General features: G+C 60.5%; 19 protein-coding genes. 6 read left to right on the top strand and 13 right to left on the bottom strand.

Going from position 1 to position 23,869, the window contains the following annotated elements:
- Window positions 1–64: 64 nt before the first annotated feature.
- From copD to UIA24_RS08550, 5 genes are all read right to left on the bottom strand, one after another.
- Entirely contained in the window at window positions 65–1,003 is a 939-nt protein-coding gene (gene copD / locus UIA24_RS08570) for a copper homeostasis membrane protein CopD (protein WP_065761414.1), read from the bottom strand.
- 4 nt (window positions 1,004–1,007) lie between these two features.
- Window positions 1,008–1,391 carry a copper homeostasis periplasmic binding protein CopC gene (gene copC / locus UIA24_RS08565; protein WP_065761415.1) on the bottom strand — a complete coding sequence of 128 codons (384 nt, stop codon included), beginning with the start codon at window positions 1,389–1,391 and terminating at the stop codon, window positions 1,008–1,010.
- A gap of 68 nt (window positions 1,392–1,459) precedes the next feature.
- Complete coding sequence (locus UIA24_RS08560) at window positions 1,460–2,350, bottom strand: copper resistance protein B (RefSeq protein ID WP_330522653.1); 891 nt, start codon at window positions 2,348–2,350, stop codon at window positions 1,460–1,462.
- A gap of 9 nt (window positions 2,351–2,359) precedes the next feature.
- A complete protein-coding gene (locus UIA24_RS08555) occupies window positions 2,360–4,186 on the bottom strand; it encodes a copper resistance system multicopper oxidase (protein ID WP_065761417.1) in 1,827 nt (608 codons plus the stop codon).
- 151 nt (window positions 4,187–4,337) lie between these two features.
- Complete coding sequence (locus tag UIA24_RS08550; RefSeq protein ID WP_330522652.1) at window positions 4,338–5,690, bottom strand: methyl-accepting chemotaxis protein; 1,353 nt, start codon at window positions 5,688–5,690, stop codon at window positions 4,338–4,340.
- A gap of 336 nt (window positions 5,691–6,026) precedes the next feature.
- Between UIA24_RS08550 and thpR the strand changes: the two genes are divergently transcribed.
- Window positions 6,027–6,572, top strand: a complete 546-nt coding sequence (thpR, locus tag UIA24_RS08545; protein WP_330522651.1) for an RNA 2',3'-cyclic phosphodiesterase — start codon at window positions 6,027–6,029, stop codon at window positions 6,570–6,572.
- A 1-nt stretch (window position 6,573) separates the two neighbouring features.
- Here thpR and UIA24_RS08540 read toward each other — a convergent pair whose 3' ends face one another.
- Entirely contained in the window at window positions 6,574–7,392 is an 819-nt protein-coding gene (locus UIA24_RS08540) for an AraC family transcriptional regulator (protein ID WP_099774700.1), read from the bottom strand.
- Window positions 7,393–7,484: 92 nt separating this feature from the next.
- Here UIA24_RS08540 and UIA24_RS08535 point away from each other — a divergent pair, with 92 nt between their 5' ends.
- Together UIA24_RS08535 and UIA24_RS08530 are read left to right on the top strand one after the other, a co-directional pair.
- Window positions 7,485–8,450 (top strand): bile acid:sodium symporter family protein, encoded by a 966-nt coding sequence (locus UIA24_RS08535; RefSeq protein ID WP_102052267.1) that lies wholly within the window; start codon window positions 7,485–7,487, stop codon window positions 8,448–8,450.
- A gap of 102 nt (window positions 8,451–8,552) precedes the next feature.
- Window positions 8,553–9,557: a formylglycine-generating enzyme family protein gene (locus UIA24_RS08530; protein ID WP_330522650.1), complete on the top strand. Its 1,005-nt coding sequence runs from the start codon at window positions 8,553–8,555 to the stop codon at window positions 9,555–9,557.
- Window positions 9,558–9,606: 49 nt separating this feature from the next.
- Here the strand turns inward: UIA24_RS08530 and UIA24_RS08525 are convergent, their stop codons facing one another.
- The 3 genes from UIA24_RS08525 to UIA24_RS08515 form a co-directional block, all read right to left on the bottom strand.
- The gene (locus UIA24_RS08525) at window positions 9,607–12,108 is read right to left on the bottom strand and encodes a LysM peptidoglycan-binding domain-containing protein (protein WP_330522649.1); all 2,502 of its coding nucleotides are present in this window, start codon (window positions 12,106–12,108) and stop codon (window positions 9,607–9,609) included.
- A gap of 248 nt (window positions 12,109–12,356) precedes the next feature.
- Complete coding sequence (locus UIA24_RS08520) at window positions 12,357–13,403, bottom strand: class I SAM-dependent methyltransferase (protein ID WP_330522648.1); 1,047 nt, start codon at window positions 13,401–13,403, stop codon at window positions 12,357–12,359.
- Window positions 13,404–13,546: 143 nt separating this feature from the next.
- The gene (locus UIA24_RS08515) at window positions 13,547–14,158 is read right to left on the bottom strand and encodes an eCIS core domain-containing protein (RefSeq protein WP_083199920.1); all 612 of its coding nucleotides are present in this window, start codon (window positions 14,156–14,158) and stop codon (window positions 13,547–13,549) included.
- Between the two features lie 395 nt (window positions 14,159–14,553).
- On the opposite strand from UIA24_RS08515, the gene UIA24_RS08510 reads away from it, so the two are divergent.
- The gene (locus UIA24_RS08510) at window positions 14,554–15,747 is read left to right on the top strand and encodes a sugar transporter (protein ID WP_102052270.1); all 1,194 of its coding nucleotides are present in this window, start codon (window positions 14,554–14,556) and stop codon (window positions 15,745–15,747) included.
- A gap of 6 nt (window positions 15,748–15,753) precedes the next feature.
- Here the strand turns inward: UIA24_RS08510 and UIA24_RS08505 are convergent, their stop codons facing one another.
- The 4 genes from UIA24_RS08505 to hydA all read right to left on the bottom strand — a co-directional run bounded on the left by UIA24_RS08505 (window position 15,754) and on the right by hydA (window position 20,451).
- Window positions 15,754–16,140: a DUF2784 domain-containing protein gene (locus tag UIA24_RS08505; protein ID WP_330522647.1), complete on the bottom strand. Its 387-nt coding sequence runs from the start codon at window positions 16,138–16,140 to the stop codon at window positions 15,754–15,756.
- A gap of 162 nt (window positions 16,141–16,302) precedes the next feature.
- On the bottom strand, window positions 16,303–17,577 hold the full coding sequence (preA, locus tag UIA24_RS08500) for an NAD-dependent dihydropyrimidine dehydrogenase subunit PreA (RefSeq protein WP_330522646.1): 1,275 nt from the start codon (window positions 17,575–17,577) through the stop codon (window positions 16,303–16,305).
- Window positions 17,578–18,945 carry an NAD(P)-dependent oxidoreductase gene (locus UIA24_RS08495; protein WP_330522645.1) on the bottom strand — a complete coding sequence of 456 codons (1,368 nt, stop codon included), beginning with the start codon at window positions 18,943–18,945 and terminating at the stop codon, window positions 17,578–17,580.
- A 66-nt stretch (window positions 18,946–19,011) separates the two neighbouring features.
- Entirely contained in the window at window positions 19,012–20,451 is a 1,440-nt protein-coding gene (gene hydA / locus UIA24_RS08490; protein ID WP_330522644.1) for a dihydropyrimidinase, read from the bottom strand.
- 589 nt (window positions 20,452–21,040) lie between these two features.
- On the opposite strand from hydA, the gene UIA24_RS08485 reads away from it, so the two are divergent.
- Window positions 21,041–22,528 carry an NCS1 family nucleobase:cation symporter-1 gene (locus UIA24_RS08485; protein ID WP_330522643.1) on the top strand — a complete coding sequence of 496 codons (1,488 nt, stop codon included), beginning with the start codon at window positions 21,041–21,043 and terminating at the stop codon, window positions 22,526–22,528.
- Between the two features lie 45 nt (window positions 22,529–22,573).
- Window positions 22,574–23,857: a Zn-dependent hydrolase gene (locus UIA24_RS08480; protein ID WP_102052276.1), complete on the top strand. Its 1,284-nt coding sequence runs from the start codon at window positions 22,574–22,576 to the stop codon at window positions 23,855–23,857.
- Window positions 23,858–23,869 lie beyond the last annotated feature (12 nt).

Genomic DNA, 23,869 nt, shown 5'->3' with positions numbered 1-23,869 from the left:
CACCTGAGTAGGGTAGGCCATCCGCTGGATGCTATCGAGGCGTCCACCTCAAACCCGGATCCGCCTAGCCGCTGGGCAGTTCCACCTCCGGGCTAAGGGTACCCAGCCAGGCCACCAGGCCAAGAACGATCACCGCTACCGATAGCTCCAGGACCATGCTGCGCCGCAAGGCGTTGATAGCGCTTTGGTAATGGCCGGTTTGTAGCGAGGTTTCCAGCAGTGGGCTCAACTGGAAGCGATTGAGTGCGGCAAACACCAGCATGCCAGCAAACAGTATGAGTTTGAGCGACAGCAACCCACCGTATGTGCTGTTTGTCAGCGGTTCCAACGTCATCCCGACGATCAGCAGGTAGTTGACGACGCCGGTAAGCACCAGCACAACCACGATCAATGTCCCTGTGACTTCAAAACCCCTGAGCGCCTGGGCCAGTGCCCGCAGTTGCTGGTTTGCTGTGGGGTGATTGGCCTTTAGCAACCAGGCAAAGGCGAACAATGCTCCCAGCCAGCCACCTGCGGCCAGCAGGTGCGCAATATCGCTGGTGAAATGCAGGTAGCGCCTGTAGCCATCGTCCATGGCACCGTGTCCGCTCCAGGCCAGGGTTGCCAGGGCCACTGCGCCACACAGCATCACCAGCCACTGACCCACGGGTGAGTCGCGCCCTACGCCGAGGGCTACGAGGGTCGCGAGGGTTAGCGCGCCGATGCGCAGCCACCACATGTGCCCGACATCGGTTTCCATCAGTACCATCTGCAGCATGTGCGGGTGCAGTTCAGTGAAATCTGAGGCGCCACTCATCGTTTTCGTCAGTTGCAGTATGCCGAGGGCCGACAACAGCACACCCAACACGGCGCCAGTGGCAAGCAGTGCGCTGAAGCGCGCTGCCGAGCTTTCGGCCACAACCTGCGTCGCAGGGCTGTACAGGCGAAAGGCTGCCAGCCCAAAGAGCAGCATCAGGTCGATGCAGAGCACCAGACGCAAGGCGATGTTGAGCAGGTCATCCATGCTCTCAGTTCACCGTGAAGGTAACAGCGCCGGTAATAGGGTGGGTGTCGGAAGATACGGCTCGCCATTCGACCTTGTAGGTGCCCGCACTGAGTGGCGCTGCCGGCGTGATGAGCATGGCTTTCGGGTCACTGCTGCCACTGACCGCGGCTTTGACGGCCATCGGGGCGTGCGCCATACCCTGCATGCCGGTCATCATCAGTTTCGCGCCTGAGAATTGCGTCACCAGGTTCTCGGAAAAGTGCAGTTCGATTTTCGCCGGTGAGGCGACAGTGGCGCCCTCTGCCGGGCTGGAGGAGAGCAGCTTGGGATGCGCTTGAGCGCTGAGGCTGAGGAACAGACCGGCGCTGAGTGCGGCAGCGACGCTGAGTGTTTTCAGAGGGGACATGCAAGGCTCCTGACGGCCTGGGCCGTGGTTGGGTTAGTGTGTGGTGGGCTTCAAGGGGGGGCCGCTGTTCAGAACCACATGCGCACGCCCATCACCAAGCGTGCCTCGCTGCGGTCTTCACCGTCGTCAAGGGCGTAATCGGCGGTCTTGCCATACGTACGATTCCAGGTAACGCCAATGTAAGGTGCAAACTCTCGACGGATTTCATAGCGCAGCCTCAGGCCTACCTCGGTATTGGCCAATCCGGAGCCTGTAGCCCGTTGCGGGTCGTTTTTGCCGTAAAGGTTCAGTTCAGCCGTTGGCTGCAGGATCAGGCGGTTGGTGAGCAATACGTCGTACTCACCTTCAAGTCGAGCGGCCGTTTGACCGTTCTCGCCCACGTAGGCGGTTGCCCTCGTTTCGAGGTCATACAGGGGCATGCCTTGCACCCCCAGTGCTGCCCAGGTCTGGGGATCTCCTGGTTTGAAGTCCTGACGTATCCCGCTGACGACGTCCCACCAAGGGCCGATGGCATGCGCCCAAAGCGCCTGCAGTTCTGCCTTTTCGGTGACACCGTTGCTGCGCTCACCTTCGGAGCGTACCCACAAACGGTTCAGGTCGGTGCCAATCCAGCCGTTCACATCCCAGTTGAGTACGGCGCCATTGTCCGCGTCCTGCCATTCGAGCTTATCGATCAGCACCTTTGAGTTGATCGCGTCATCATGCATTTGATGGCCGCCCGCGCTCTCGAAGACGGCTGCGCGATCAGCGTCGGTGAGCACCGGAATCGGTGTGCGACTTTCCTGCGTTGGACTTGGGGCCATGCCCTGCATAGGGCTGTAATCCATACCCTGCATCTGGGAAGGATCCATGCTTTGCATCGACTGTTCCTGCGCCACCGCCACAGGGAGGTGCAATAGCCCCAGGCTGAAAGCCACGAGGCTTGCGCGCAACGGTTTCGCGGTTTTTTCGATGTTCATGCCGTTCTCCTACTCATCTACCCGTACTTCGCGGAACATGCCCATTTCCATGTGGTACATGAGATGGCAGTGATAGGCCCATCGACCCAGTGCATCGGCGGTGACGCGGTAACTGCGCTTGGTGCCGGGTGGCATGTCTATCGTATGTTTGCGAACCATGAAATTGCCGTTTTCATCTTCCAGATCGCTCCACATGCCGTGCAGGTGTATCGGGTGCGTCATCATGGTGTCGTTGACCAGGACAATACGGATTCGCTCCCCGTACTTGAGCCGAATCGGCCCGGCATCGGCGAACTTGATGCCGTCGAACGACCACGAGAACTTCTCCATGTGGCCGGTCAGGTGCAAGGTGATCGTGCGGCTCGGTTCGCGGCCATCGGGGTCCTGGAAGGTGCTCTTCAGGTCAGCGTAGGTCAGTACGCGTCGGCCATTGTTTCTCAGGCCCATGCCGGGATCACTGAGCTTGGGGGCCGGGGCCATGGTTTGCATGTCTACCAGTGGATTATCGGTTTCAGAAGCTGGGTGGTGCTCCATGCCACTCATCGCGCTCATGTCATGCATGCTGTGCTCAGGCGTTGTGCCTGGCTGGCCATGGTCCATGCTCTGCATGCCATCCATGGTTTGCAGGCCGTCCATGCTCTGCATTCCATCCATGCTCTGCATAGCCCCTTGGTCCATGTTGGTCATATCGCCATGGTCCATGCTCCCATGGTCCATACCGCCCATGCCCATGTCGCTCATGCTGATCTGCGGCCGTGGGTCGAGCGTTGGCACAGGAGCGCTCAGCCCTTCGCGTACGGCGAGTGTGCCCCTGGCAAAGCCGGTGCGGTCCATTGATTGGGCAAAGAGGGTATAGGCCTCCAGGGTCGGTTCGACGAGCACGTCATAGGTTTCGGCCACGGCAATACGTAACTCATCGACACTTACCGGCGTGACGTATTGGCCGTCTGCTGCGACGACGGTCATTTTCAGGCCGGGAATGCGCAGGTCGAAGTAGCTCATGGCCGAGCCGTTGATAATCCGCAGCCGTAGCCGCTCACCCGGTTTGAACAGGCCGGTCCAGTTAGCGTCGGGAGCGTGCCCATTGAGCAGGTAGGTATAGGTGGCTGCACTGATGTCGGCAAGATCGGTGGGGTTCATCTTCATCTGTGCCCACATCTTTCGATCGGCTACAGTGGCGGCCCAGCCGTTCTTGCCGACATCATCAATGAAGTCACCGACGGTACGCTTGTGGTAGTTGTAGTAGTCAGACTGCTTCTTCAGCTTTTTCATGACATGCGTCGGGTTTTCGTCGGTCCAGTCCGACAACATCACCACATAGTCGCGGTCGTAGCTGAATGGCTCGGGTTCCTTCGCGTCTATGACCAGAGGCCCATAGACACCAACCTGTTCCTGAAAGCCGGAATGGCTGTGGTACCAGTAGGTGCCGTTCTGTTTGACCTTGAATTGGTACACATACACACCACCCGGCTCGATACCGTGGAAGCTCAGGCCGGGTACGCCGTCCATGTTCACCGGCAGGATGATTCCGTGCCAATGAATCGAGGTATTTTCTTTCAGACGGTTCCTGACTCGCAGGGTGACCGTATCACCTTCACGCCAGCGCAGTAGCGGCCCTGGCAGGCTGCCATTGATTGTCATGGCGGTACGTGGCGTACCGGTGAAGTTAACGCCCATTTCACCAATGGACAGATCGAAGTCGTTGCCGGTCAGTACATTCGGCTGGCCAGGGCTGGCAATCGCCCATACTGGCGTGCGCCACAGGCCGCAGCCTGCCAGCAATCCGCCTGCGGCCAGGGCTTTGACAAAGGTGCGTCTGGAGGTCGTGGAAGACATGCCTGTGGTGTCCCGTCAGTCAGAATCTCTCGATTGGAGAGAACGTGTTATCTCAGGGCGGGAGGCATTTTTGCGGATGCCAGGCGCCATGGACATTACGATGCCACAGCGCAATCGGGCAGGTGATTACATTTCAGTCAGGTTGGCTGATTCAGGGCTGGGTACCCTTCGCCCCCTGATCGCTCTCGAGGATATCCGAGAAGCGGCCAATGGCCTCGACCACCTGTTTGGCACCCACGTGAATTGCCTGCATGGCAGCGCCTGCTTCCTCTGCGAGTGCCAGGCCTTGTTCAGCCTTGAGGGTGCTGTCGTGCATGCTTTTGACTGCTTGCTGGGCAAGCGCCTGACTGCGCGCCACCACCTCGCCGATTTCAAGGGTGGAGGTACTGGTGCGTGTCGCCAGGTTGCGTACTTCGTCGGCCACCACTGCAAAACCGCGGCCCTGTTCACCGGCGCGTGCCGCTTCGATGGCAGCATTGAGCGCCAACAGGTTGGTTTGCTCGGCAATGGCGCGAATGGCGCCAACAATGCTGCCAATTTCCTCGGACAGCTGACTCAGCGCATTGATGTTGCCGGCGGCCTCCCGAAGTTCCTCGGCAATGTCCTGTACCCGGCTGACCGCCTGGGCAACCACGGCCGTGCCCTGACTGGCATGCTCATTGGTTTCACGCGAGGTTTCGAAGGCCAGCATCGCCGCCTGCGACTCGGACCGGCGCTGCTCGATTCTCTCGCTGATGTCGCTCGCCAGTTTCATGACTCCGTACAGCTTGCCGTCGACGTCATAGAGCGGGTTATAGGTAGCCTGTAGCCAGACGTGTCGGCCTTGCCTGGCTACGCGCTGGAACAGCCCCGAACGCGGTTCACCTCGGCACAGGCCTAGCCAGAAATCTTTATAGGCGGCGCCGTGCACTTCACTGGGCAGGCAGAAGGTGCCGTGGTGTTTGCCACGAATCTCTTCCAGGCGGTATCCCATGGTTTTCAGGAAGTTATCGTTGGCGTTCACCACCTTGCCCTGCAGGTCGAACTCGATCACTGCCATCGAGCGATTCACCGCATCCATTACGCTGGCGTGCATCTGGTTGCGCAGCGTACCTTCGGTGATGTCGGAGGCCACTTTGATGACTTTTTCAACCTGGCCATTGGCGCCTCGAACCGGCAGATAAGTGGCCTCCAGCCACACCGCTCGCCCCGTGCTCGACAGGCGCTGGAACTCACCACTGACAGGCTCGCCTTGTTGCAGGCGGCGCCAGAGTGCCGCGTATTGCGGGCTGTTGGCATACTCGTTGGTGCAGAACAGGCGGTGATGGCGGCCCATGAGGGCGCTCAGGGAGTACCCCATCAGGGTGAGGAACAACGGGTTCGCATCGAGAATTTCACCGCTAGTGCTGAATTCGATGATTGCCATCGACCCGCGCAGGGCCTCGTGTTCGGCGTTCCGCTCGGCCAGGCGCTGCTGGCAGGCATCCAGGGCGTTTTTCAGAAGGGTGGATTTACGTGTGAACATGCCGGGAGTTCCAGAGAGAAGCGTAGCGTGAGAGTCGCAGAAGGCAATTTGATACTGTCGTACCATTGTGCACCAAATACTTGTACATAAGTAATTTTATGTACAAGTATTTTGGGGTGAGGTGCCTGGCTGCACCAGGCAGTCATGTGGTGAGTCACACCCGTGCCATGTGCTGGCCACGCGCAGCAGCAAGCATCTGCGTGGGCCACTGGTATTGAATCCGAAAGGTTTTGACTCGTAAATTGAGCTTTAGGCGTAGGGTTTAAAGGGGTATTGCACGCGCAGGTGTTCTGCTTTTCTAGCCAGTCACAGGGCTCTGCCGAGAGGGAGGCGTGTATGCGCAACGAATCGCGTGAGCCGGGTGAACCCGTCAAGCGCCTGTTTTTCGCCTTGCCTTGTGCGCACGCACAACGTCGAGCCATTGCTCAATGGCGCGGTGCTCTCCACGTGGACAGCGGGCGCCCGGTGCCGGTCGACAATTTCCACGTCACGTTGTTATTTCTTGGTGCCGTTGCGGTAACGCAGGTTCCTGCCCTCTGTGCGGCGGCTGCGACTGTTGCGCGAGCAGGCCAGCACTTGACAGTGCCACTTGATCGCCTGGAAGTGTGGCGTCAGTCCCGTGTGCTCTTGCTGACTTCCGTGCAGACGCCGCTGCTGCTGCGTCAACTGGTCTATGCCCTGCGGGAAGCCATGTTGCCGTTGGGCTTCACTGAGTTGCCCAAGGATTTCCGGCCGCACCTGACACTGATGCGCGACTACCGTACTGCCGTCCCGGAAAGCAGTGCGCCGCCGGACTTTCATTTGAATGCCGGCCATTTCACGTTGTTCGAGTCCCATAGAGGCCAATATCGACCTGTGGGCGAGTGGCGTTTAGGTGGCTAGCTCAGGGTACTGCCACGGCCTTGGTGTTGCCTCGCAGCCACTCGCCGGGTGATCTGCCGAACTGCTGACCGAAAGCCGCAATGAATGCTGACAACGACTCGTAACCGCACGCCAGCGCCACATCGGTCACGCGGTCGCCACGCTCCAGTGCCGGTAGCGCACTCAGCATACGCAGCCGCTGACGCCAGGCACGAAAGGTCAGGCCCGTCTCGCGTCGGAACACTCGGCTGAGGGTTTTCTCCGAAACGCCCAGCTGGAAAGCCCAGGTCGCGAGCCCTGTTGCATCGTCGGGGTGCTCCTGCAAGCGCTGGCACAAACCACGCAGTCGTTTATCGCCGGGCAGCGGTAAACGCATGTCTTCCTCAGGCGCGCTGGCGAGTTGATCCAACAACACCTGAACCAGACGACCATCGGCGCCGTGTTGTTCGTAGTCCACCGGTAGGCCGCTGAAGGTGGAGATCAGTTCGCGTAGCAGCGGGTTGATGCCCAGCACGCGGCAGTCGGTGGTACGCCTGCAGTTGGCAGCCTGGTCCAGGTACAGGCTGCGAATACAGGTGCCCGTCGTGCAGGTCACCCGATGCACGGTGTTGGCGGGTATCCATACCGCGCGATGTGGCGGTACGACGTAGAACGCGTGTTCGGTATGCACTTCCAACACGCCACTGATGGCATGGGACAACTGCGCCCACGGGTGGCGATGGGCGTAGCCGAGCGCAATGTTGGGTAATGCGTGTGCATGGCCGTACACCGGACGCGGCAGCCGCTTGAGCGCGGCGAGGCGTTGTGTGGGGCGTATTGCGTGTTGTCCGTTTGGCGACACTGGCAGCGTTCTGGCGTTAGTCGGAATGGGCCACAGACCGTATCGTCTCGCCCGGCAAGCTTCAAGCCTAACCTCATTTGCCAGGACGCCCGATGAAATCGTTACGTGTGTTGTTCGATAATTTCACCCTTGCGCTGCTCGCAGTGATCCTTGTCGCCACACTGTTGCCATGCGAGGGGCAGGGCGCCTTGGTGTTTGGCGTGTTGACCAACCTGGCCATCGCCCTGCTGTTCTTTCTGCACGGGGCCAAGCTTTCCCGCGCGGCGGTCGTGGCCGGGGCAGGGCACTGGCGTCTGCACCTGCTGGTGTTTGGGTGCACCTTCGTGATGTTCCCGCTGCTGGGGCTGGCACTCAAACCGCTGTTCCTGCCACTGGTTGGCGATGAGCTGTACCTGGGCGTGCTGTACCTCTGTGCTTTGCCTGCGACGGTGCAGTCGGCCATCGCCTTTACCGCACTGGCCCGTGGCAATATTCCGGCGGCAATCTGCAGCGCCGCCGCATCGAGCTTGCTGGGTATCGTACTGACGCCTGTGCTGGTGGTGCTGTTGATGGGGGTGGAGGGCGAGGGGGCTTCCAGCCTCGATGCGTTGTTGAAGATTGTTCTGCAACTGCTGGTGCCCTTCGTGGCCGGGCAACTGGCCCGACGCTGGATTGGCGCCTGGGTCATGCGTAACGCTACGTGGCTGAAAACCGTGGACCAGGGCTCGATTTTGCTGGTGGTCTATACCGCCTTCAGCGATGCGGTGGTCAGCGGGCTCTGGCAGTCCGTCGCGTTCTCACGACTGTTGGGCCTGACGGTGGCGTGTTGCGTGCTGCTGGCCGCAGTGCTGTGGTGCACCCAGGCATTGGGCCGTTGGCTGGGCTTCAACCTGGAGGATCGCATCACCATCCTCTTTGCCGGCTCAAAGAAAAGCATGGCCACCGGTGTGCCAATGGCTCAGGTTTTGTTTGCCGGGGGTGGCATTGGCGCGGTAATCCTGCCGCTGATGATCTTTCACCAGATCCAGTTGATGGTTTGCGCGGTCTTGGCGCAACGTTATGCGCGTCGCGTGGGTTGATACGGGTCGAGTTGTTGATTTCAGAACGGTCCTACAGCCAGCCTGCAGGTGGATCTGCTAGCGTTCAAGCTTTTCGGGCTATCGGCCCATGGGGATACTGCTGTGCTCTGTCTGCCCACTGTTCGCTTGCTGTTTCCCGCTGCGGTTCTGCTGTTGCTGACCGGCTGCCAGGCCCAATCCCTGTCATTGCCCAAGAGCGAAAAACTCTCCGCAGAAAAAGTCGCGCAGATCGCGACGACCATCGACCAGACCTACCCGAAGCTGTCCACCGACATACGCACCCAACTGCTCAATACCGTGGTGCAGTCGCTGGACAATATGGTGTTTGTCAAAGGCGGCGAGTTTCAGATGGGGGATTTTGGCTGGAAGTGTGACTATGACCCCAGCAATATGTGCGAATGGCCGTGTGGGGTTGAGACCGAGCGGTTGTGCAATATCAGCATGGATGGGGATGATGATTTTGTTCATCCGGTTAAGTTGAGCGGCTACTATTTTTCTAAATTCCAGACCACGCTAAAAGACTTCGATTTATTTTTTATTGCCCAAGGCAAACCTCTTTTTGATAAAGAGCTACGAAAGCGAGAGGACTTGCAGTTCCGGTACCAGCCTAAAAAACCCGCCTTCCCTCAAGCGTGGCAAGAAGCCAAAGATTACTGTGGCTGGCTGGGCCAGTTGAGTGGTTACCCTGTAGATTTACCTACTGAAGCCCAATGGGAATATGCCGCTCGCAACCGTGGTCAGTATGTGTTTTTTGCTACCGATAACGGTGGTTTGGACTATGGGCGAAATTTTCCTCACCCGGATGAAACGCGTACCTTTGCAGTAGACCGTTTCGTACCCAACCCCCTGGGCATTTACAACCTGTCTGGCAACGCCGTTGACTGGGTCAATGACTGGTATAGTGCGGATTATTACCGTCACTCCCCCGTAGAAAATCCAACCGGCCCAGAAACCGGAACACTGCGCGTGCACAGAGGCTCAACCTATGCCGAAGGGCCGCTACTTTCTGCGAGTACGGTTCGGCGCTGGGCTGATGAGCCTGTAAAAAGCCGATACTTGCCCGGTTTTGGCTTCCGCTGCTCCATACAGTCCGATCAGCCACTCTGAGTAAGTAGCAGACAAGGGCGTAATCATCCGCCCTTGTCACTTTCAGTGCTTACGCTAGCCCTGTGAACGTGCCGTTGCGTTGCGCAGCCAATAGAATGTCCTGCTTGGTGCTAAAAGAGCTCGGCGACCAGGCCATGCGCTCCTCACTGTGTTCGGCTTTCGGACTGACGGCTAGCCCATCAATAAAGCGATTGAAGAAGCGTTGCTCGCGGGCATCGAGTAGCGAGTTGATTCGTGCCAGACTCTCCATGGCATTTACCTTTTGGGCTTTGGGATCGCAGTGTTCCAACACCTCGATAAACTGTCGCCAAGTGCGCACAGCTGAAAGCAGCATAATCAATGCACGCTCCCGACGCTCGTTAAAGCTCCAAACCAAGCTCTCTGACAACAGGTGGACCATGGGACCCATTGTCTCGGGCGGTAGCAGGCTCAGGGGAATACGTTGCCCACCTATCCATACAGCGTGATACTTAAGTAAGTGGTCTGTTAGCCGTTCTGCTTCCAGCTTGGTCGCATTTCTTTCGTCCCACCAAGTAACCATTTCATACAAGCTTTCATGAAGTATTCTCTGGCTCTCATCTATAGGGTGACTAGCGACCTTAAATAGCCCAGATACCAAGTAACTAAACGCATCATCCGTTACACCCAGTAAATACCGGTAATCCACCTCAGCCAACGCCTTGCAAAACAGTAAGGCCAGTTTCCCGACCAGCTCCACGTCGACTACGGTAGTGAAGCCGCCGCCGGCCCCTGGCCCCAGTACTAGCGAACCACTGCAGCGTATAGCCAGCCGGTTCTTCGCGATTTCAATACCAAACTCGCCACTCACGCCAATGCCTGCGGCAACATTCCCCTCCGCCTTGATCTGCGCTAAATCCACCCAGTTGCTGCTGGCATTCGCCTGACCGGGCTCGATGTTGCCAATGCCTTGCAGGTCGGGTTCGATCCATTGAAAGTTGCCGGTGAGGGCGCCACCGGTTTGGGCGCCGGCGAACGCGGTGCCTTTGACTCCGATGTAGCCACTTTTGCCGACGTCCAGGGTTGGCGTGCCGAGCAAGGCCGTTGCGCCCGCGGGCTGCTCGCGGGGTTTGTACTGTGTCTTTGTTGCCGCTTCCCCCTGTAATTGGGTGCCCACAAAGCAGCTCAGCTCCAGCCGGCCACTCAGGCGGAACACGCCCAGGGGGTGACGCACGGTCTTACCCTCGCCGTTGCGGTAGGTGATGCTGGCCAGGTAGCCGCCTTGGCTTGGGAAGTAGCTGTTGAAGGACACCGCGGCGTCGGCCAGGGAAAATTCGGCCGTGCCCTTGACCCCGACATCGATCAGCCCCTGCGCCGGGTTCCAGCTGTTGATGCCGGCACTGGCGCTGGCGGCGAAGCGCAAGGCCTGGGCGTCGGCCGAGACGGCGTAGCGGGCCGCGTCGGTGGCGTTGGAAGTCCAGGAGACTTCCTGGTGCAAGGTATTGAGCAGGTTGTCCTTGTCACTGCTCCACGAGGCCAGCTTGGCCTCCAGGCTACCCAGTGGCCCTGATTTGCGGGCGGTGCTGATCGCCGACTGAATGTCCTTGATCAGTTCACCGGCCAACTGCTTGTTGAAGGGTTTACCAGCCAGAATCCGTGTACTGACATGCCCTTTCCAGTCGATGCGCTGGTGGAACGACGTGCGGATGTAGTGGCGACGGCTAGGGTCGCTGAACAGGATCACTTCCACCACATGAATACCGGTGCGCTGCTGATGCCCTTGTTCTGTTCTGCGCTCACGGCCTTTGCCGTGTTTGAGGTCGGGCATGGCCGCCGTGGAGCGGGTGCTGCTGGCTTCGGCTTCGCCCTTGCGCTGGGCAGCCAACTGCGTGCGCAGTTCGGTGATTTGCGCGTCGATATCCTGCACTTTCCGTTGCTGCAGTTGTTCCCAGTTGCTTTCGCGGCGGTTGCCCGAGAACAGGCTGGGCTCATAGCGTTGGTACCAGTCGCGGGCTTCCTGCAGCGTATAGAGTTGCCCGGACAAATCTTCCTCGGTCGTCGGCGCTGGTGTGCTCGGCTCAGCAGGTTCGACCGGCGCCTCACGGGTGAGCACGCCTGCGGCTTCGGCCTTGAGCGTCCAGTCCTCTTTGACGCAACGGGTGCAACTGCACGCGGCATAAGGCACTTCGATGCGGGCGCAGTGGCTGACGGGCTGGGCGGCTGCCAGCGTTTCGTGTAGTTCGTCCATCAGTTCGCGAACGAAGGCGACTTCCTGTTTCAGGGCCTTGGACTGCGGGGCGGTCAACACGCACAGGTGCGGCGAGCCTGTCACATGAACCACATCGACCAGTTCTTCCTGGCATTCGGTTCGGCCTTTAATGGAAAGGCAGGTCTGGCTGTCCGCGTGCATGCGCGGGGGTAACCGCGGGCGCGAAGGCGTAGCAGGCAGGTTCAGTTGCCAGCCCACCTTGATCACATCGGGATCCTTGATGATCGGGTTGAGCGCCAGTACCTCTGGCACGCTAGACCCATTTTGCTGGGCGATGAGCACCAGCGTGTCGCCGGCTTTGACGGTGTAGGTGTTAACCAGCATCTGTTTGTCGTCCTTGTACGTTAGCGGCCCTCATGGCCAACCCGCAGCCCTGAGTGCGCACAGCGATGAAGGTTGTGACGCTAACAAATGCCTATGAAAACCAATGTAGGACCATTCCTAGTGCTGCGACATATCTCTCCGAAAAATCGAGCACGTCATCTGGACTGTCTCCCGTGTAAGCGGCAGCATTGCCGGCGATACACCGATCGCCAGCAATGCCGACTACTACCGCTCTGCGTTCGCAGCCCTTACACACGGGCTTCCAGGATCAGGTTGAAGGGAGTTTCCGTTGCGCGGCGGAACCGGCTGAATCCCGCCTCGTTGAACACCTTGCGCAAGCGTGCCTCTCCGGCCTGCGCACCCAGGCCCAGGCCGACCTCCTGGGACAAGGAGTTGGGCGTGCAGATAAAGGTCGAGGCGGCGTAGAACAGCCGGCCCACCGGGTTGCTGTTCTCTTCCAGGGTGTCGTTGGCGTAGGGCTCGACCAGCAACACGGTGCCGTCCGGTTTCAGTGTTGCCCGGGCATGCCGGGCAGCCCCCACGGGGTCGCCCATGTCATGCAGGCAGTCGAAGTAGCAGATCAGGTCGTAGTCCGCACCGGGATAGTCCTTGGCGCTGGCCTGGATGAACTGCACGTGATCCTCTACACCGCCTTCCACCGCGCGCTGTGTTGCCGTGGCAATGGACGGTGCGTGGTAGTCGAAGCCGGTAAAACGTGACGCCGGGAAGGCCTGGGCCATGATCACGGTCGAGGCGCCATGCCCGCAGCCGACATCGGCCACCTTGGCGCCTGCACGCAATTTTTCGACGACGCCGTCCAGCGCGGGCAGCCACTCCGCGACCAGGTGCGCACGGTAGCCGGGCCTGAAGAAACGCTCGGTGCCGCTGAACATGCAGGTATGGTGCTCGCCCCATGGCAGGGCACCGTTACCACGCATGGCCTTTACCAGCTTGTCCTTGTCGTGGAACAACGCTGAAATCACCACGGCGCCACCGGCGACGTACACCGGCGAGTCCTCTATTGCCAGGGCCATGGCCTGCTCTTCAGGCAGGCGGAACTGGCCCTCGGCATACTCCATATAGCCTGACGCCGCTTGAGCACTCAGCCATTCGCGCAGTAACCGGGCATTGCAACCGGTTTTGCTGGCCAGCGCTTCAGGGGTGGTGGGTTGGCTGTCGGCCATGGCCCGATACAGGCCCAGCTCTTCGCCAAGAATTACGTTGGCAAGCATTGCAGCGGCGCCCATGTCGGTCACCAGCTTGCCCATGAAGTCATTCAGTTTGGCCTCGTCCATGGTGTGTACTCCTTTCAGAAGACCACTATCAACGCAGGCACCGACCAGGTCGGTGACCTCCGGCCGTTACATCGGGAGTGAGGCTTTAAGTATAGTTCCGCACCGTAGTGACGGTGATCCGTTCGGCTCGCGCCCTGTGCTGGCTAGGAGCCGTGTTTGCCGAGCGCCTTGGCGACATCGGCCTGGATCTTGTAGGCCGGCGCTTCCACCGCGTCGTAATCACGGGTGTAGCGCGCGGCAAAGTCATCGACGCCCCATTGCTGGTACTGCTGCACATGCTTGAGCTCATGGGCCCAGAGGGCGACGTTGTTCAGGGCGTCCTGCTCATGGCGAAAGACGATGATGTCCATCAAGGTCACGGCATTCACGTCAGGGTTTTGCAGCATGGCATTGGCGGCGTTCAGCTCCTGGGTATCGCCGACCTTGTAGCGGGCGCTGTCGAGGACCTGGAAGTCGTAGTAGGGTTCAAGTTGCACACGGATGTTCAGCGGAATCGGCTGAACATCACCCGCAGCGGCTGAATTGCGCGACTGCTTGATCCATCCGGCAAGGCCGGTAGCCGCTATTTGGCCGACTTGCGCAAAGACGGTACCGATCTCTGTTTGGCTGACCGGCGCGCAGAAGCAGCTGCCCATGCACACCTGGTACTGGCCGGTGGGGCATTGTGTGGTGGCGCCAGAGGCGAGCAGGGGGCTGCACAGGGTAATGCTCAGGGCCATCGAACGGCCCAGTGTACGCAAGGAAGCGGCTGGCATGAGGGGTCTGGAACCAAGGCTGATCGGCAATAAGGGCGGTGGATTCTAGCGACTGTTCGACCATTGAGAAGGCGGTAAGTTGCGTTGTCGGCCCGCAGTTATCACCTGTGTTCGCCGAGGCCTGGGGCCCGCGTTCCATGGCGCTGCCGACGGCCGTGTTGTTCAGCGCAGGGGGGCGGCGTAGAATCCCGGGCATCAGGCCGCACCCTCCATACTCATAATGATCTGTTGACTGCTCGCTTTACCCAGGGCTGCGCCCTTGGGTGGCGATAGCCTGCGCAGGTCTTTTGCGTATGAATTTGAGTTTCGAGTGCCCGTACAGGTACCGGGTTGGTTCTAGACCAGCCCGGCAGCGGCCCCTGTAGGCGGTGTGCTCCCAGAGCGTTGCCCATCTTTTGACAAATACACCCACGGATACGCGTGCCGGTAGTTGGTTGAGCGTGATTGCGCTGGCCCTGGCGGCTTTTATTTTCAACACCACCGAGTTCGTTCCGGTCGGCCTGCTGAGCGCCATCGGCGCGAGCTTTGAACTGTCGACCGCTCAGGTCGGCCTGATGCTGACGGTCTATGCCTGGGTCGTATCGTTGACCTCGCTGCCGATGATGCTGCTTACGCGCAATATCGAGCGGCGCAAGCTGCTGGTTCTGCTGTTTGTCCTGTTCATTGCCAGCCATGTGCTGTCCAGCATGGCCTGGAGCTTTGGCATGTTGCTGCTCAGCCGCATCGGTATTGCGTTGGCGCACGCTGTGTTCTGGTCGATCACCGCCTCGCTGGCCGTGCGCGTGGCGCCGCCGGGCAAGCAGGTGCAGGCACTCGGCCTGCTGGCGACCGGCACAACACTGGCGATGGTGTTGGGCATTCCGCTCGGGCGGGTGGTGGGCGAGGCGCTGGGTTGGCGGATGACCTTCATGGCGATTGCCGGGGTGTCCGGGTTAACCATGCTGTGCCTGGCCAAGTCCTTGCCGTTGCTGCCCAGCCAGAATTCCGGCTCGCTGCGAAGCCTGCCGGTGCTGTTCAAGCGGCCGGCGCTGGTGTCGCTCTATGTGCTGACCGCAATGGTGATTACCGCCCAGTTTACCGCTTACAGTTACATCGAGCCGTTTGTCGACGTCGTGGCGGCCATGAGCGGCGAGGTGACCACCTTGCTGTTATTGCTGTTCGGTGGTGCGGGGTTGTTCGGTTCGTTGCTGTTCAGCCGCTACAACAACCGCTTCCCTCGCGGTTTGCTGATGGCCTCAATCGCTGCACTGGCGCTGTGCCTGGCGCTGTTGTTGCCCCTCTCCGGTGAGGTATTGGCGCTGGGCGCGCTGTGCGTACTGTGGGGCGTGGCCATCATGTGTTTCGGGCTGGTGATGCAGGCCAAAGTGCTGAACCTGGCGCCGGATGCCACCGACGTGGCGATGTCGCTGCATTCGGCGATCTACAACATCGGTATCGGTGGTGGAGCCTTGCTCGGTAGCGTGGTGATCAGCCACGTGGGTGTGGCTCACATCGGCGTCGTCGGTGGTCTGCTGGCCGGGGCTGCACTGTTGGTGTGCGTGGTGACCACCTACCGCTACAGCGCGCCGGCCAAGGTTGTTTCGCAGTAGAGTGGCTCAGTAGCTGTTGCGTACTCGCCGGGTAGTACGCCAGTGGGTCAATACCCACCAGTAGACCAGGCCGTTGACCAGCAGCACCACGGCACATAGTGCGATCTGGATCGAGGCGGTCAGCCCGGCGGGGTAGATCAACGGCCAGACATAATGCTCAATAAACCCGCCGCTGTAGCCCGAACTGCCGGCGGCCTGGCGCAAGGCGTTTTCCCAGGCGGTCAGGGGGCAGGTCAAATGAAAGCCTTCGACCGCTGCGCCCCAGGCAATGGCCGGCACGTGGCACCAGATCAGCGTGCGCCACTTGAGCACCAGCAGTCCGCCAAAGAGCACAAAAAGAATAAACAGCAGATGAAACAGCACCAAACCATCTGCGCCCAGACGGTACAACATGATCACTCCTGAATCGGCTTACGGTCCCTGTTACGCAGCAGGATAATCCAGCTGCCATTACGGGCCGCAGTTTTATTTTAACGGGGCCGCTGGGGCTGCGCCGGTTAACATGAGTGACGGCCAGCCGCGGCTGCGGCTGGCCCCTGGTCGCTGAGATGCCCTTCAAGGTGTTACGTGATAGGGGTTGCGCGGGTCATGCTGCCAATCGAGGAAGGGTTTGCCGTTATCCTGCGCGACCATCTCAATACAGTCCTGCACCGGGCAGGTGATCTGGCAGAGGTTGCAGCCTACGCATTCGGCGTCGATCACCTCGTAGCGGTGGCTGCCATCGGGCTGTTTCAGGCTGGCGATGGCCTGGTGCGAGGTGTCTTCGCAAGCGATATGGCAGCGCCCGCAGCCGATGCAGGCCTGTTGGTCGATCCTGGCGATGACCTGGTAGTTGATGTCCAGGTACTTCCAGTCGGTGGTGTGGCCGACGGCCCGCCCGCTGAAATCCCGCAACGTGTGATAACCCTGGCTGTCCATCCAGCGTGAAAGGCCGTCCTTCATCGCTTCGACGATTCGAAAGCCATGCAGCATGGCGGCGGTGCAGACCTGTACCGAACCACAGCCCAGCGCAATGAACTCGGCCGCATCGCGCCAACTGCCGATACCACCGATGCCGCTGATCGGCAGGCCCTGGGTGGCCGGGTCTCGGGCGATCTCGGCAACCATGTTCAGGGCAATCGGTTTCACCGCCGAACCGCAGTAACCGCCATGGGTACTCTGATTCCCGACAATGGGCAGGGCGACCATGCGCTCCAGGTCGACACTGGTGATGGAGTTGATGGTGTTGATCAATGACACCGCGTCGGCGCCGCCACGGTAGGCCGCACGTGCCGACTGGCGGATATCGGTGATGTTCGGCGTGAGTTTGACGATCACTGGCAGCTTGCTGTGGGTCTTGCACCAGCGGGTAACCTGCTCGACGTACTCCGGCACCTGGCCGACTGCCGCCCCCATGCCACGCTCAGGCATGCCGTGGGGGCAACCGAAGTTAAGCTCGATACCGTCAGCGCCGGTGGCTTCCACCAGCGGCAGTATGGCTTTCCAGGATGCCTCGACACAGGGCACCATCAACGACACGATCAGAGCGCGGTCGGGCCAGTCCTTTTTGACCTGGGTGATTTCGCGCAAGTTGATTTCCAGTGAGCGGTCGGTAATCAATTCGATGTTGTTGATCCCGATAACCTCGCGGTTGGCGCCATAGTGCGCCGAGTAACGTGAGGACACGTTGACCGCAGCCGGGTCTTCACCAAGGGTCTTCCAGACCACGCCACCCCAGCCGGCCTCAAACGCCCGGACCACGTTGTAGGCCTTGTCGGTGGGCGGGGCGGAGGCCAGCCAGAAAGGGTTAGGCGCTTTGATGCCCGCGAATTCGATCGACAGGTCTGCCATTTATGCGGCCTCCACGTGGTTCATCAGTTGGGCATGAATGGCCTGGGCTGCCAGCTTTCCGTGCTGCACGGCCTGGACGGTGAGGTCCTGCCCGAGTTGGGTACAGTCGCCACCGGCATACACGCCCGGGAGACTGGTGCGCATCTGTTCATCGACGCGAATGCGGTCGCCGTCGCGGGCCAGGAGTTGCCCGCTGGCGTCGCTCAGGGCGTGTTCGTCGAAGGTCTGGCCGATGGCCTTGAAGATGGCATCGGCGGCCAGTTCGAAGGTTTCCCCGGTAGGCTGCAGGCGACCTTCGTGCAGGTGGGTACGAGCAAAGCGCATGCCGCGCACCCGACCCTGTTCATCCAGCAGGATTTCGTCGGGTTGTGCCCAGGTCAGCAGACGCACCTGGTTGGCCTTGGCGATGTCCTGTTCATGTGCCGTTGCGCCCATGTCCGGGTAGCCACGGCGGTACACCAGGTTGACCTCACGAGCACCCAGGCGGGCCATCTGCACGGCCATGTCGATGGCGGTATTGCCGGCACCGAGCACGATGCAGCGCTCGGCCAGTGGCAGTTGGCTCAGGTCGTCGGCCTGGCGCAGTTCGCGGATGTAGTCGGTGGCGGCGAGCAACCCCGGCGCGTTTTCGTTGGCCAGGCCGAGTTGACGGCTGGCGTTCAGGCCAAGGCCAAGGAACACCGCATCGAACTGTTGGCGCAGATCCGACAGGCTCAGGTTGTCGCCCAGTACCTGACCATGGCGTATTTCAATGCCGCCAATCTGCAGCACGAACGCCAGTTCGCGCTGGGCGAAGTCGTCGACCAGCTTGTACTTGGCAATCCCGTACTCGTTCAGCCCTCCGGCCTTGAGCCGTGCCTCGAAGATCACTACGTCGTGGCCGTGCCATGCCAGCCGATGGGCACAGGACAGCCCGGCCGGGCCGGCACCGATCACTGCGACGCGCTTACCGGTTACGGGCGCGCGCTGGAACGGGTGGGCGTCGAAGTCAGCGTGGTCCAGGGCGTAGCGCTGCAGCGAACCGATCAGCACAGGCGCGCATTCCTGATGATGGTTGCGCACGCAGGCTTGCTCGCACAGCACCTCAGTCGGGCAGACCCGCGCGCAGCTTCCACCGAGGATGTTGGCCGAGAGAATTTTCTCGGCGGCGCCCTGGATGTTGTCCTGATGAATGTTGCGGATAAAGGCGGGGATGTCGATTTCGCTGGGGCAGGCGTTGACGCACGGCGCATCGTAGCAGTACAGGCAGCGTGCGCTTTCCAGCGTAGCCTGACGGGCATTGAGCGGCGGCGCCAGGTCGCTGAAGCGCTCGGCCAGGGTGGCGTTATCGACGCCGGGTCGGGGGAGGTGATTCAAGGAGTCGATCACGGTGGTGGCCTCTGTTCTGATTGTTAGAGTCACTACGGCCTGTGGAGCTGCGTCACGGCTTTGCTTTCAGCGTTTCACGGCGCTCGGCTTATGCAATTCGGCACGCTTGCTCAACAGGTCGAATACCGCAGGGTAGGCGGGCCGTTCGAGGTAGCGCCCGGCACCGCGCTCGGCGCGCAGGTCACCGTTGGCCCAGACCACGCGGCCTTGGCTGATGGTGTGGCTGGGTATGCCGCGCACGGTCTTGCCTTCGAAAATGTTGAAGTCGACGTTCTGGTGATGGGTCTTGGCCGAAATGGTCCGCGTGCCTTCCGGGTCCCAGAGCACCAGGTCGGCATCGGCGCCGACGCGCAGGGCACCCTTGCGCGGGAAGAGGTTGAAGATCTTCGCGGTGTTGGTCGAGGTCAGGGCGACGAAGTCGTGCACCGACAGCTTGCCGCTGTTGACCCCTTCATCCCAAAGCACGGCCATGCGGTCTTCAATGCCGGCCGTGCCATTGGGGATCTTGCTGAAATCGTTGCGCCCGGCGGCTTTCTGCTCGGCGCAGAAGCAGCAATGGTCGGTGGCGGTGGTGTGCAGGTTGCCTGATTGCAGGCCTTGCCACAGCGCCTGTTGGTGGCCGATTGGGCGGAACGGCGGGCTCATTACGTAGCCGGCGGCCGTCTGCCAGTCCGGGTGGCGGTACACACTGTCATCCAGCAGCAGGTGCCCGGCCAGTACCTCGCCGTACACCGGCTGGCCCTTGGCCCGGGCGTAGCTGATTTCGTCGAGTGCCTCGCGGGTCGAGACATGCACCAGGTACAACGGCGTACCGAGGGTTTCGGCGATACGGATCGCGCGGCTGGCCGCCTCACCTTCGACCTGCGATGGCCGCGACAAGGGATGCGCCTCGGGGCCGGTGAGGCCCTGGGCCAGAAGCTTGCGTTGCAGGTGGTAGACCAGTTCGCCATTCTCGGCATGTACGGTAGGCACCGCGCCCAGTTCCAGGCAGCGCTCGAAACTGGCTACCAGGGTATCGTCGGCGGCCATGATCGCGTTCTTGTAGGCCATGAAGTGCTTGAAACTGTTCACGCCATGCTGTTGAACCAGTTCGCCCATTTCTTCCCGTACCTGTTCGCTCCACCAGGTGATTGCGACATGGAAGCCGTAGTCGGCGGCCGATTTCTCGGCCCAGCCACGCCACTGGTGGAAGGCTTCGAGCAGCGACTGCTGCGGGTTGGGAATGACGAAATCGATGATTGACGTGGTCCCCCCGGCGAGGCCTGCGGCGGTGCCGCTGAAAAAGTCCTCGCTGGCCACGGTGCCCATGAAGGGCAATTGCATGTGGGTGTGCGGGTCGATGCCGCCCGGCATCAGGTACTGGCCGCTACCGTCGAGTACTTCGCAGCCAGTGGGGACCTCGAGGTTGTCGCCAATGGCCTTGATCAGGCCGTCGGCGCAGAGCACATCGGCCCTGTATCGCTCTTCATGGGTAATCAGGGTGGCGCCACGGATCAACAACGTCATAGCGAAGCTCCTCACAGGCTTGACCGGTGTTCCGGTTCTACATTTTGTGCCACGGGACGCTGCTGGCAGAATCCTGCCACTGCTGTCAGAAATTGAATCTAGTTGTGCTTTTTCGATTGGGCAAGAATATTTCTAATAAGCTTATTCCTAATTCAAGCTACTGATTTTTAAGGATAAAAAGACAAAATCAACAAATTGGTGCAGGCGCTCACCAAATTGACGCACTTGACAGAAAGCCGAAATGGTCAAGATTTCTCATGGGAAATCAGCGGTTTGACCGGGACAGGTGCGGGCCTATGGCAATCACCCAAAAATATTCCCTGCACCCCTTTGGTTCCCCAGGGGGCGTACCTGCGTCAGGTGACCGTGAACCCAGTCGCCGCCGGGGTGCGTCCATCGGTGCTGTCGGTGCCGGGAAAGCGGCGTTGTACGCCGGTTTCAACACAATCGCAGCCGCCGTCGCCTGTTTCGGCACGCTTATTGTTTGCCGCCGCTGTGCGTTGGCCGGAGCCGCGATTGTTCAATGCAAGTGCAAGAACTCCAGCCATCGTCACGATGTGCAGACAATCAGAACAATAGTGGAGCGGCCATGCAGCAGATCAAATCGCAAGTGAGCGAACGCGACGGCTTGTTCGAGCTCGACGCCGGCAGTGATGTTCTCGAGAGCCCCCGGTACAACCACGATATTGCGCCGACCAAAGTCCACGAGCGCACCTGGAACAAATGGCATATCACTGCGCTGTGGGTCGGCATGTCGATCTGCGTGCCGACCTACACACTGGGCGGTGTGTTGACCGCCTACTTCGGTCTGACGGTTGGGGAGGCGTTGCTGGCGATCCTGCTGGCAAACGTCGTGGTGCTGGTACCACTGACACTCAATGCCTTTCCCGGGACCAAATACGGCATCCCTTTTCCGGTGTTGTTGCGCTCTTCATTCGGCATCATCGGCTCCAACGTACCGTGCCTGATCCGTGCCTTGGTGGCGTGTGGCTGGTTCGGCATCCAGACGATGTTCGGCGGTCTGGCTATCCACCTGTTTTTCGGCGCGATCTCGCCCGAATGGAAAGCCTTGGGCGGCACCGGTGAGGTGATCGGCTTTCTGCTGTTCTGGACCTTGAACCTGTGGGTGGTGTTGCGCGGTGCCGAGTCGATCAAATGGCTGGAAACCCTCTCGGCTCCATTGCTGATGCTGGTGGGGGCTGGGTTGCTGTTCTGGGCCTTGCCGAACGTTTCCATCAGCGAACTGATGGCGCAACCGCCGAAACGCCCGGAAGGCGCGAGCGTGACCGGTTACTTTCTCGCCGGACTGACAGCCATGGTCGGCTTCTGGGCCACCTTGTCGCTGAACATCCCTGACTTCAGCCGCTACGCGAAAAGCCAGAAGGACCAGATCGTCGGGCAGATCATCGGTTTGCCGCTGACCATGTTCCTCTTCGCCGCCCTGGGGGTTGTACTGACGGCCGCATCGGCATCGCTGGTAGGGGAAACGGTGTCTGACCCGGTCAGCCTGATCGGGCACATCCAGAACCCGCTGTGGGTTGCCTTGGCGATGGCCCTGATCATCATCGCCACGCTGTCGACCAACACGGCTGCAAACATTGTTTCGCCGACCAACGACTTCCAGAACCTGGCGCCAAAATGGATCGGCCGCACCAGTGCCGTCATGCTGACCGGCGTGGTCGGGCTGTTGCTGATGGCCCATGAGTTGCTGAAAAAGCTCGGCCTGATCGTCTCTGACGTAAGCCTGGAGTCGGTCTATTCCAACTGGCTGCTGGGGTACTCCAGCCTGCTGGGGCCGATTGCCGGAATCATGGTGGTGGACTATTTCCTGATTCGTCGGCAGACCCTGGACCTGGCTGGCCTCTACCGTGACGACGTGTATCCCGCCTGGAACCTGGCCGGTTTCGTGGCCTTCGGTGTGCCCGTGGCCCTGACCCTGTTGTCGCTAGGCAACACGGCGTTCAGTTGGTTCTATGATTACGGCTGGTTTACCGGTTCGGCCTTGGGTGGGCTGATCTACTACATGCTTGGCAGCCTCAAGGCCTACCGCGCTGCGAGCGTCAAAGCCAGCGTTTAAACCCCCAGGCCCGTGGAGGCCCGTTGACTGATGCAGGAGATGCACATGCAAACAGCTCAGGACGTTCTGCAATCTACCCTCCACCACGTCGACGGAGGTCGACTCTGGCGTTCACTGATGGAGCTGGCGCAGCTTGGCGCCACCGCCAAAGGTGGCGTTTGCCGTCTGGCACTGACTGACCTGGACCGCCAGGCCCGTGACCTGTTCGTGACGTGGGCGCAGGCTGCCGGTTGTACGGTGACGGTGGATGCGGTGGGCAACATCTTTGCCCGTCGTCCAGGGCGCAACCCGACACTGCCGCCGGTGATGACCGGTAGCCATATCGACACGCAGCCTACGGGCGGCAAGTTCGATGGTTGCTTCGGGGTGATGGCGGGCCTCGAGGTGTTGCGCACCCTCAATGACCTGAAGGTGGAGACCGAAGCGCCACTGGAGGTGGTGGTCTGGACCAACGAGGAGGGCTCGCGTTTTGCTCCGTGCATGATGGGTTCGGGCGTCTTTGCCGAAAAGTTCACCCTTGAGGAAACCCTGGCCAAGACCGATGCCGAGGGCATCACTGTCGGCGAAGCACTCAATGCCATCGGCTACGCAGGATCGCGTGCGGTGACCGGGCACCCGGTGGGCGCCTATTTTGAGGCGCATATCGAACAGGGGCCGATACTTGAAGACCAGCAAAAGACCATTGGCGTGGTGCTCGGTGCCCTTGGCCAGAAGTGGTTTGACCTTAACCTGCGCGGGGTCGAGGCCCACGCCGGGCCGACACCCATGCACCTGCGCAAGGATGCGCTGGTGGGGGCAAGCGCTGTGGTGGCCGCCGTTAACCGCGTGGCACTGGAGCACCAGCCGCATGCCTGTGGCACCGTAGGGTGCCTGCAGGCCTACCCGGGATCGCGCAACGTCATTCCTGGCGAAGTGCGCATGACCCTGGACTTCCGTCACCTGGAGCCCGAGCGCCTGGCGTCGATGATCGCGCAGGTCAAGGACGTGATCACCGACACCTGTCGTCAGCATGGCCTGAGCTACACCCTGACGCCGACCGCCGACTTCCCGCCCCTGTACTTCCATGAACGTTGTGTGGAGGCGGTGCGTAATGCCGCCAGGGGGTTGGGCCTGTCACACATGGACATCGTAAGCGGTGCCGGGCATGACGCGATCTTCCTGGCAGAACTGGGGCCGGCCGGGATGATATTCGTACCATGCGAAGGCGGGATCAGCCACAACGAAATCGAGAATGCCGCACCGCAAGACCTCGCCGATGGGTGTGCGGTGTTGCTGCGGGCGATGTTGTCGGCAGCGCAGGCCATAGCGCGTGATCGGGAAGCGGCATGATCTCGAATTTAC

The sequence above is a fragment of the Pseudomonas sp. AL 58 genome, from assembly GCF_036348395.1.
GTDB classification, from domain to species: domain Bacteria; phylum Pseudomonadota; class Gammaproteobacteria; order Pseudomonadales; family Pseudomonadaceae; genus Aquipseudomonas; species Aquipseudomonas defluvii.
The sequence above is the reverse complement of the archived record's forward strand: the minus strand, read 5'-3'. Positions and strand labels throughout refer to the sequence as shown.

Excerpts from the sequence above, each read along its gene's own strand:
- hydA (WP_330522644.1), bottom strand. The coding sequence starts at position 20,451 with ATGACGTTGTTGATCCGTGGCGCCACCCTGATTACCCATGAAGAGCGA.
- copD (WP_065761414.1), bottom strand. The coding sequence starts at position 1,003 with ATGGATGACCTGCTCAACATCGCCTTGCGTCTGGTGCTCTGCATCGAC.
- UIA24_RS08525 (WP_330522649.1), bottom strand. The coding sequence starts at position 12,108 with ATGCTGGTTAACACCTACACCGTCAAAGCCGGCGACACGCTGGTGCTC.
- UIA24_RS08560 (WP_330522653.1), bottom strand. The coding sequence starts at position 2,350 with ATGAACATCGAAAAAACCGCGAAACCGTTGCGCGCAAGCCTCGTGGCT.
- preA (WP_330522646.1), bottom strand. The coding sequence starts at position 17,577 with ATGGCAGACCTGTCGATCGAATTCGCGGGCATCAAAGCGCCTAACCCT.
- copC (WP_065761415.1), bottom strand. The coding sequence starts at position 1,391 with ATGTCCCCTCTGAAAACACTCAGCGTCGCTGCCGCACTCAGCGCCGGT.
- UIA24_RS08520 (WP_330522648.1), bottom strand. The coding sequence starts at position 13,403 with ATGGACGAGGCCAAACTGAATGACTTCATGGGCAAGCTGGTGACCGAC.
- thpR (WP_330522651.1), top strand. The coding sequence starts at position 6,027 with ATGCGCAACGAATCGCGTGAGCCGGGTGAACCCGTCAAGCGCCTGTTT.
- UIA24_RS08480 (WP_102052276.1), top strand. The coding sequence starts at position 22,574 with ATGCAAACAGCTCAGGACGTTCTGCAATCTACCCTCCACCACGTCGAC.
- UIA24_RS08505 (WP_330522647.1), bottom strand. The coding sequence starts at position 16,140 with ATGTTGTACCGTCTGGGCGCAGATGGTTTGGTGCTGTTTCATCTGCTG.
- UIA24_RS08535 (WP_102052267.1), top strand. The coding sequence starts at position 7,485 with ATGAAATCGTTACGTGTGTTGTTCGATAATTTCACCCTTGCGCTGCTC.
- UIA24_RS08555 (WP_065761417.1), bottom strand. The coding sequence starts at position 4,186 with ATGTCTTCCACGACCTCCAGACGCACCTTTGTCAAAGCCCTGGCCGCA.
- UIA24_RS08485 (WP_330522643.1), top strand. The coding sequence starts at position 21,041 with ATGCAGCAGATCAAATCGCAAGTGAGCGAACGCGACGGCTTGTTCGAG.
- UIA24_RS08515 (WP_083199920.1), bottom strand. The coding sequence starts at position 14,158 with ATGCCAGCCGCTTCCTTGCGTACACTGGGCCGTTCGATGGCCCTGAGC.
- UIA24_RS08550 (WP_330522652.1), bottom strand. The coding sequence starts at position 5,690 with ATGTTCACACGTAAATCCACCCTTCTGAAAAACGCCCTGGATGCCTGC.